The following is an 8,568-nucleotide window of genomic DNA, read 5'->3' on the forward strand; positions in this document are numbered from 1 at the left end:
CTCCCCGTGCGCCCTGCGTCGACGCCGTACCTCCGAGCGACGATAGGCGACGCCAGGCGACCCGTGCACTGCACGATTCCGACAGGCGCCGCCGAACCTCCCACCGATCGTTTCCTCAATAAGGTAGAGCCATGTCCTTTTCTGTAGCGGTAGCCGGCGCATCCGGTTACGCAGGGGGCGAGCTGCTGCGATTGCTCGCGGCGCACCCCGACTTCGACATCCAGACCGTCACCGCACACTCCAACGCCGGCCAGCAGCTGGCATCCGTGCAGCCGCATCTGCGTTCCCTCGCCCACCTCACTCTCGCCGAGACAACGCCAGAGAACCTCGCCGGCCACGACGTCGTCTTTCTCGCGCTGCCGCACGGCAAGTCCGGTGAGGTGACCGCTCAGCTCGACGAGGCAAGCCTCGTCGTCGACTGCGGTGCTGACCACCGGCTGACGAGCGAAAGAGACTGGGCGTCGTTCTACGGCGGCGAGTTCTTCGGAGCGTGGGAGTATGGCGTGCCGGAGCTGATCGTCGGAGCTGGCGGCGCCAAGCAGCGGGAGAAGCTCGCCGGTGTACGGCGGATCGCCGCCCCCGGTTGCAACGCGAGCACCGTCGCACTCTCGCTCGCCCCCGGCGTTGCCGCCGGCGTGATCGAGACCACAGACGTCGTCACCGTCCTTGCCGTCGGTCCGTCCGGTGCAGGCAAGGCGCTCAAGACCAACCTCCTCGCCTCCGAGATCCTCGGGTCGGCGAACCCGTACGCCGTCGGCGGGACGCACCGGCACATTCCCGAGATCGCCCAGGCGCTCCGTGGTGCAGGGGCCGCCGATGTGAGCATCTCGTTCACCCCCGTTCTCGTGCCGATGTCGCGAGGCATCCTGGCCACCTCGACTGCCCGCATCGTGCCTGGGACCAGTGCGGATGCCGTCCGCGGGGCTTGGCAGGACGCCTACGGCAGCGAGACCTTCGTGCAGTTGCTGCCAGCGGGGGAGTTCCCGCGCACCGCAGATGTCCTCGGTTCGAATTCGATGCTCATGGGGATCGCCGTCGATGAGGCCGCAGGCCGCGTCGTCGTGGTCACCGCCGTCGACAACCTTGCCAAAGGCACTGCAGGTGCCGCCATCCAATCTGCCAACATCGCTCTTGGCCTGAACGAATCGACCGGCCTTCCGGTGAACGGAGTCGCACCATGACCGTCACATCAGCTCAGGGTTTCGAAGCCGCCGGCATCGCCGTCGGCCTGAAGGCATCAGGGGGCAAGGACCTCGCCCTCGTCGTCAACCGCGGCCCTCGGTACTCTTCGGCGGCGGTGTTCACCAGCAACCGCGCCCAGGCGAACCCCATCCTCTGGTCGAAGCAGGTCATCGCCGACGGCACGGTCAGCGCCATCGTGCTCAACTCGGGCGGAGCCAACTGTTTCACCGGCCCGCAAGGTTTCCAGGCGACGCACGCCACAGCTGAAGCGGTCGCAGCGGAGCTCGGCGTCTCAGCCGGGGACGTCCTGGTCTGCTCCACCGGCCTGATCGGCGAACAGCTCGACACAGACAAGCTGCTCCCTGGCGTCGCCGCGGCCGCCGCCGCGCTCGGCGCGGACGGGGGAGCGGATGCCGCAGAAGCGATCCTGACCACAGACAGTCACCCCAAGACGGCAGTGATCGAGCGCGACGGCTGGACCATCGGTGGCATGGCCAAGGGCGCAGGCATGCTCGCCCCAGGACTCGCGACCATGCTCGTCGTCCTCACCACCGACGCGAGCCTCGCCTCCGACCAGCTCGACCGTGCCCTCCGTTCGGCAACCCGGGTGAGCTTCGACCGGCTCGACTCGGACGGCTGCATGTCGACCAATGACCAGGTGTCGCTTCTCGCCTCCGGCGCCTCAGGAGTGGAACCCAACGCTGAGGTCTTCGCCGAGGCGCTGCGTGAGATCTGCCTCGACCTCGCTCGCCAGTTGCAGGGGGACGCGGAGGGCGCCGCCCACGACATCACCATCGAGGTCGTCGGCGCGGTCAGCGAGGACGATGCGGTCGAGGTCGGCCGGTCCGTCGCCCGCAACAACCTGTTCAAAGCGGCGGTGTTCGGAAACGACCCCAACTGGGGCCGTGTCCTCGCCGCGATCGGAACCACCGAGGCGCCGTTCGACCCGTACGCCGTCGACGTGACCATGAACGGCATCCGGGTCTGCCACGCAGGCGCACCCGACCAATCCCGCGACCTCGTCGACCTCACCGGGCGTGAGGTGCACGTGCTGATCGACCTCCACGAGGGCCAGCGGTTCGCAACAATCCTCACCAACGACCTCACGCACGACTACGTGCATGAGAACAGCGCGTACTCGAGCTAGACGATGCCGACAATCCTCCCCGCATCCACCGCCGAAGCGATCGCGAAAGCATCGGTTCTGATCGAGGCGTTGCCCTGGCTTCAGCGCTACCACGGCGCCATCGCCGTCGTGAAGTTCGGCGGCAACGCCATGGTCAGCCCCGAACTTACCCGCGCGTTCGCGGAAGACATGGTGTTCCTCCGCCACGCCGGCCTCAAACCGGTCGTCGTGCACGGCGGTGGCCCTCAGATCTCAGCGCGTCTGAAGGAACTGGGCATCGCCAGCGAATTCCGCGGCGGCTACCGGGTCACCACGCCTGAAGCGATGACCGTCGTCCGCGACGTCCTCCGCGGTGAGGTGAACCAGGAACTGGTGGACTCGATCAACGAGCACGGCGACTTCGCCGTCGGCCTGAGCGGCGAGGACTCGGATCTGTTCACCGGCCGGAAGCGCGGCGTCGACATCGACGGCGAAACGGTGGACCTCGGCCTCGTCGGCGACGTCGTCGCGGTCGACCCCCACGCAGTCGTCGCCGCCATCGAGGCCGGGCTCATCCCCGTGATCTCCTCGATCGCGCCAGACGCCGAGACACCGGGCCAGGTACTCAACGTGAACGCGGATGCCGCGGCATCCGCCCTCGCCGTCGCGCTGAAAGCGGACAAGTTCCTCATCCTCACCGACGTCGCCGGGCTCTACAGCGACTGGCCGAACCGCGAGTCGCTCGTCTCGGTCATCACCGCGAGCGAGTTGCGGGAGCTGCTGCCGTCGCTCGAATCGGGGATGATTCCCAAAATGACGGCCTGTCTGGAAGCGGTCGACGGTGGCGTGACCAACGCAGCCATCATCGACGGCCGGCTCGAGCACTCTCTCCTGCTCGAAGTGTTCACCAGGCAGGGCATCGGAACCCAGGTAATCGAGGATGGATCATGACCGACTGGTACGACGCTGCAAACGCCGACATGATGCAGGTTTTCGGGGCGCCCCAGGCGCTTCTCGTCCGCGGTCTCGGTTGTTCGGTCTGGGGTTCTGACGGAACCGAATACCTGGACTTCCTCGGCGGCATCGCCGTCAATGCGCTCGGCCACGCCCACCCCGCCATGGTGGACGCGATCAGCCGCCAGGCCGCCGAACTCATCCACGTGTCCAATTACTTCGTCACCCCGCCCCAACTGGAACTGGCCGCACGGCTGAAGCGCCTCACCGGGGCAGGCGAGCGAGGACGCGTCTACTTCTCGAACTCGGGCGCCGAGGCGAACGAGGCCGCCTTCAAGCTCGCCCGGCTGAACAACAGCGGAGGAACACGCACGCGAATCCTCGCGTTGAACGGATCGTTCCACGGTCGCACGATGGGCGCCCTCGCGCTCACCGGCAAACCGTCCATCCAGACCGACTTCGCGCCGCTGCCCGCCGGTGTCACGCACATCGACGCGACGATCGACGCGCTCGAAACAGCACTCGATGACAGCGTCGCCGCCCTCATCGTCGAACCCATCCAGGGCGAATCCGGTGTTGTCGAACTCCCCGACGGTTACCTCGCCCGTGCCCGCGAACTCACCCAACGCCACGGCGCCCTGCTCATTCTCGACGAAGTGCAGACCGGCGCAGGGCGCACCGGCAGCTGGTTCGCGTTCCAGCGCGCAGGAATCGTTCCGGATGCCATCACACTCGCGAAGGGAATCGGCGGCGGTTTCCCGATCGGCGCGCTTGTGACCTTCGGCGCGGCATCCGACCTGTTCACCCCAGGTACCCACGGAAGCACCTTCAGCGGTAACCCGCTCGGCACAGCAGTCGCAAACGCGGTGCTGGGAGAAATCGAGCACAGCGGTCTCGTCGAGAACGCTCGCGTGCGTGGCGAGCAGCTCCGCAACCTCGTCCTCGGCATCGGTTCACCGTTGATCACCGAAGTGCGGGGAAAGGGGCTCCTCCTCGGCATCGGCCTCGCCGAGCCGGTGGCCGGCGACCTGGTGCGCGCCGCCCTCGCCGTTGGGCTGATCATCAACGCGCCGAACCCGACGACCATCCGCCTCGCCCCGCCGCTCATCGTCGGCGACGACGAGCTGCGGGCTTTCGACGAACGCTTCCGAGCCGCCCTCGCCGCCATCGAGGCCGGCACCCCGAACGAAGGAACACCGTGACCAGACACTTCCTGCGCGATGACGACCTCAGCCCCGCTGAGCAGTCCGAGATCCTCGACCTCGCCCTCGAGCTGAAGAAGGACCGATTCGGCCGGCGTCCCCTCGAGGGCCCTCAGACCGTTGCCGTCATCTTCGACAAATCGTCCACGAGGACCCGGGTGTCGTTCGCGGTCGGCATCGCCGACCTCGGCGGCGTTCCGCTGATCATCTCAACGGCGTCGAGCCAGCTCGGCGGCAAGGAGACCGCGGCAGACACCGCGCGCGTGCTCGAACGCCAGGTCGCCGCGATCGTCTGGCGCACCTACGGCCAGGCAGGGCTCGAGGAGATGGCGCAGGGAACAACGGTTCCCGTCGTCAACGCCTTGTCAGACGACTTCCACCCGTGCCAGCTGCTCGCCGACCTGCTCACCATCCGTGAGCACAAGGGTGCACTCGCCGGGCTCACCCTCACCTTCGTCGGTGACGGGGCCTGCAACATGGCCCAGTCCTACCTCCTCGCCGGTGCAACCGCCGGTATGAACGTGCGCATCGCCTCGCCCGCCGGTTTCACCCCGAACCGGGTCGTCGTCGCCGATGCGACTGCGATCGCTGCAACCACCGGCGGTTCCATCGCCCTCTTCACCGACGCGCGCGAAGCTGCCGTCGGCAGCGACATCCTCGTCACCGACACCTGGGTGTCGATGGGCAAGGAAGAGGAGAAGGCGGATCGCGTCGCTGCGCTCGGGCCGTACCGGGTCGACGCGGAAATGATGGAGCTGGCCACGGAGGACGCCGTGTTCATGCACTGCCTCCCGGCCGACCGTGGCTTCGAAGTCACTGCCGATGTCATCGACGGACCTCAGTCGGTCATCTGGGATGAGGCGGAGAACCGCCTCCACGCCCAGAAGGCGCTGCTCACCTGGCTGCTCGAACGCGCCTGACGCACGAGCGGCATACCCGGTTTCACTACACTTAACAACACAGCAATCAAGGAGAAGAACTTCATGGCGGAACGCGTCGTACTCGCATACTCTGGCGGCCTCGATACCTCGGTGGGAATCGGCTGGTTGAAGGATGCCACCGGCAAAGAGGTCGTCGCGCTCGCGATCGACGTCGGCCAGGAAGGCGAGGACATGGAGGTCATCCGCCAGCGTGCCCTCGACTGCGGAGCTGTCGAATCGGTCGTCGTCGACGCCCGAGACGAGTTCGCGAACGACTACATCGTGCCGGCGCTGAAAGCGAACGCGCTCTACCAGAAGCGGTACCCGCTCGTCTCCGCGCTGAGCCGCCCGCTCATCGCGAAGTATCTCGCGTCGACGGCCAGGGAACTGGGCGCGAACAGCGTCGCACACGGCTGCACCGGCAAGGGTAACGACCAGGTGCGCTTCGAGGCGGCCGTCGCTGCCCTCGCTCCCGAACTGACGAGCATCGCGCCGGTCCGTGACCTCGCGCTGACCCGCGACAAGGCGATCATCTACGCAGAGCAGAACAACCTGCCGATCGCGCAGTCGAAGAAGAGCCCATACTCGATCGACCAGAACGTCTGGGGACGCGCCGTCGAAACCGGCTTCCTCGAGGACCCGTGGAACGCACCGATCGAAGACCTCTACACGTACACGAAGAACCCGGCAGACGCGGGCGCCGCGACCGAGATCGTCATCACCTTCGACCAGGGTGTGCCGGTTGCCTACGACGGCAACGCCATCACCCCGCTCGAAGCAGTCGAACTGATGAACCGGATCGCCGGAGACCAGGGCGTCGGCCGCATCGACATCGTCGAGGACCGGCTGATCGGCATCAAGAGCCGTGAGGTGTACGAGTCGCCCGCCGGCATCGCACTCATCACCGCGCACGAAGAACTCGAGAACATGACCATCGAGCGTGACCTCGCTCGCTACAAGAGGACCGTCGAGTCCAAGTGGGCGGAGCTTGTCTACGACGGACTCTGGTTCTCCGGACTGAAGAAGGCGCTGGACGTCTTCATCGACGAGACCCAGAAGCACGTCTCAGGCGACATCCGCCTCAAGCTCCACGCCGGCACCGCCGTCGTGACCGGGCGTAAGAGCAGCGCGAGCCTGTACGACTACAACCTCGCCACCTACGACACCGGCGACACGTTCGACCAGTCGCTGGCCAAGGGCTTCATCGAACTGTGGTCGCTGCCGAGCAAGATCTCGGCGCGCCGCGACGCCGGCCAGGAGTAGACGGATGTCGGGTGACGAGAATCGCGCCGGTGAGGCCGGGGCGTTGTGGGGCGGCCGCTTCGCCAGCGGACCGTCACCCGAACTTCTCCGGCTGAGCAAGTCGACACACTTCGACTGGCAGCTGGCGGCGTACGACATCGCCGGCTCACGCGCACACGCCAAGGCGCTCGCTGCAGCCGGGTACCTCAGGGACGCGGAGCTGGAGGCGATGCTCGACGCACTGTCGCGCCTGCAGGACGATGTGGCATCCGGTGTCGTCACCGCTTCGGAGTCCGATGAGGACGTGCACTCTGCGCTCGAACGCGCGCTGATCGAGCGAGCGGGCGCCGAGCTCGGCGGCAAACTCCGCGCGGGGCGCAGCCGCAACGACCAGATCGCCACACTCGTGCGACTGTATCTGCTCGACCACTCCCGGTTGATCGGGCATCTGGTCGTCCAACTCATCGACGCGATCGCCTCGCAGGCCGAGGTGCACGGCGACGCTCCGATGCCAGGACGCACCCACCTGCAGCACGCCCAACCCGTGCTGCTCGCCCACCACCTGATGGCACACGCCTGGCCTCTGGTCCGCGACCTCGAACGGCTTGCCGACTGGACGAAGCGCGCGTCGGCATCCCCATACGGGTCCGGGGCGCTTGCCGGGAGCTCGCTCGGGCTCGACCCGCAGCTCGTCGCATCCGAACTGGGACTCGATCGCCCGACCGAGAACTCGATCGACGCGACCGCCAGCCGGGATGTCGTCGCGGAGTTCGCGTTCGTGACAGCGATGATCGGCATCAACCTCTCCCGCTTCGCCGAGGAGATCATCCTCTGGAACACGCGCGAGTTCGACTTCGTCACCCTCGACGACGGTTATTCGACAGGGTCGAGCATCATGCCCCAGAAGAAGAACCCGGACATCGCCGAACTGGCCCGCGGCAAATCCGGGCGGCTGATCGGCAACCTCACCGGGCTGCTCGCAACGCTCAAGGGACTGCCGCTCGCCTACAACCGCGACCTGCAGGAAGACAAGGAACCTGTCTTCGACACCGTCGAACAGCTCGAAGTCCTCCTGCCGGCATTCACCGGGATGGTCGCCACTCTTCGCTTCAACATCGAACGGATGGCGCTGCTCGCGCCGCAGGGATTCTCTCTCGCGACCGACGTGGCCGAGTGGCTCGTCAAGCAGGGCGTCGCGTTCCGGGATGCCCATGAGATCTCGGGCGAACTCGTCCAGTTCTGCGAGGAGCGGGGGCTGGAACTGCACGAACCGTCGGATGAGGACCTGGCGAGCCTATCGCCGCACCTCACGCCGGCGGTCCGCGATGTGCTCACGGTCGCCGGGTCGATCAGCTCCCGCAACGGCGCCGGAGGAACGGCGCCGGACCGGGTCGCCGAACAGCGTCTCGCGTTGACCGAGCGAGTGCGGCTGTTGTCGCTGGCGCTTCGGGCGTAACGCTGCCGTGGTCGACCGCGCGTTCTTCGAGCGACCCGCGCTCGAGGCGGCCCCTGAACTGCTCGGGACGATTTTTCGTCACCGGACCGACGAGGGCACGGTCGCCGTGCGGATCACCGAGGTCGAGGCGTATGTCGGGCAGGGCATCGACCCCGGCTCCCATGCGTTCCGCGGCAAGACGAAACGCAACGCGAGCATGTTCGGTGAGCCCGGGCATCTCTACTGCTACTTCACCTATGGCATGCATGTGTGCGCCAACATGGTCTGCTCACCGAACGGTGAGGCATCCGGGATTCTGATCCGGGCAGGGGAGGTCGTCGAGGGCATCGAGCTTGCGCGGGCACGTCGGACCACCTCCCGCTCCGATAAGGATCTCGCTCAGGGCCCCGCGCGGCTGACGGTGGCGCTCGGCATCGCCCTCACCGACGATGGGAGCGATCTGTTCGCGCCACCGTTCTCGCTCGAGGCGGGGGATCAGGCAGCCGAGGTGCTGACCGGGCCACGCAC

8 protein-coding genes are annotated in these 8,568 nt (G+C 66.9%); all 8 read left to right on the forward strand.

Annotation, left to right across the window (positions count from 1 at the left end; translation table 11 throughout):
- Positions 1 to 131: 131 nt before the first annotated feature.
- Positions 132 to 1,181 carry an N-acetyl-gamma-glutamyl-phosphate reductase gene (argC, locus tag JWP90_RS02420; protein ID WP_297359214.1) on the forward strand — a complete coding sequence of 350 codons (1,050 nt, stop codon included), beginning with the start codon at positions 132 to 134 and terminating at the stop codon, positions 1,179 to 1,181.
- Complete coding sequence (argJ, locus tag JWP90_RS02425; protein WP_297359216.1) at positions 1,178 to 2,329, forward strand: bifunctional glutamate N-acetyltransferase/amino-acid acetyltransferase ArgJ; 1,152 nt, start codon at positions 1,178 to 1,180, stop codon at positions 2,327 to 2,329. The genes argC and argJ overlap by 4 nt, the downstream gene beginning before the upstream one ends.
- A 3-nt stretch (positions 2,330 to 2,332) precedes the next feature.
- Entirely contained in the window at positions 2,333 to 3,238 is a 906-nt protein-coding gene (gene argB, locus JWP90_RS02430) for an acetylglutamate kinase (protein ID WP_297359218.1), read from the forward strand.
- Complete coding sequence (locus JWP90_RS02435) at positions 3,235 to 4,443, forward strand: acetylornithine transaminase (RefSeq protein ID WP_297359220.1); 1,209 nt, start codon at positions 3,235 to 3,237, stop codon at positions 4,441 to 4,443. Before argB ends, JWP90_RS02435 begins: the two co-directional genes overlap by 4 nt.
- The gene (gene argF / locus JWP90_RS02440; RefSeq protein WP_297359222.1) at positions 4,440 to 5,363 is read left to right on the forward strand and encodes an ornithine carbamoyltransferase; all 924 of its coding nucleotides are present in this window, start codon (positions 4,440 to 4,442) and stop codon (positions 5,361 to 5,363) included. The genes JWP90_RS02435 and argF overlap by 4 nt, the downstream gene beginning before the upstream one ends.
- Positions 5,364 to 5,426: 63 nt before the next feature.
- On the forward strand, positions 5,427 to 6,626 hold the full coding sequence (locus JWP90_RS02445; RefSeq protein ID WP_297359224.1) for an argininosuccinate synthase: 1,200 nt from the start codon (positions 5,427 to 5,429) through the stop codon (positions 6,624 to 6,626).
- A 4-nt stretch (positions 6,627 to 6,630) separates the two neighbouring features.
- A complete protein-coding gene (argH, locus tag JWP90_RS02450) occupies positions 6,631 to 8,061 on the forward strand; it encodes an argininosuccinate lyase (protein WP_297359226.1) in 1,431 nt (476 codons plus the stop codon).
- 7 nt (positions 8,062 to 8,068) lie between these two features.
- Positions 8,069 to 8,568: DNA-3-methyladenine glycosylase (locus JWP90_RS02455; protein WP_297359228.1), on the forward strand; the 500-nt coding region annotated here is incomplete at its 3' end.

Source organism: Mycetocola sp., assembly GCF_025464835.1.
Taxonomy (GTDB): domain Bacteria; phylum Actinomycetota; class Actinomycetes; order Actinomycetales; family Microbacteriaceae; genus Mycetocola_A.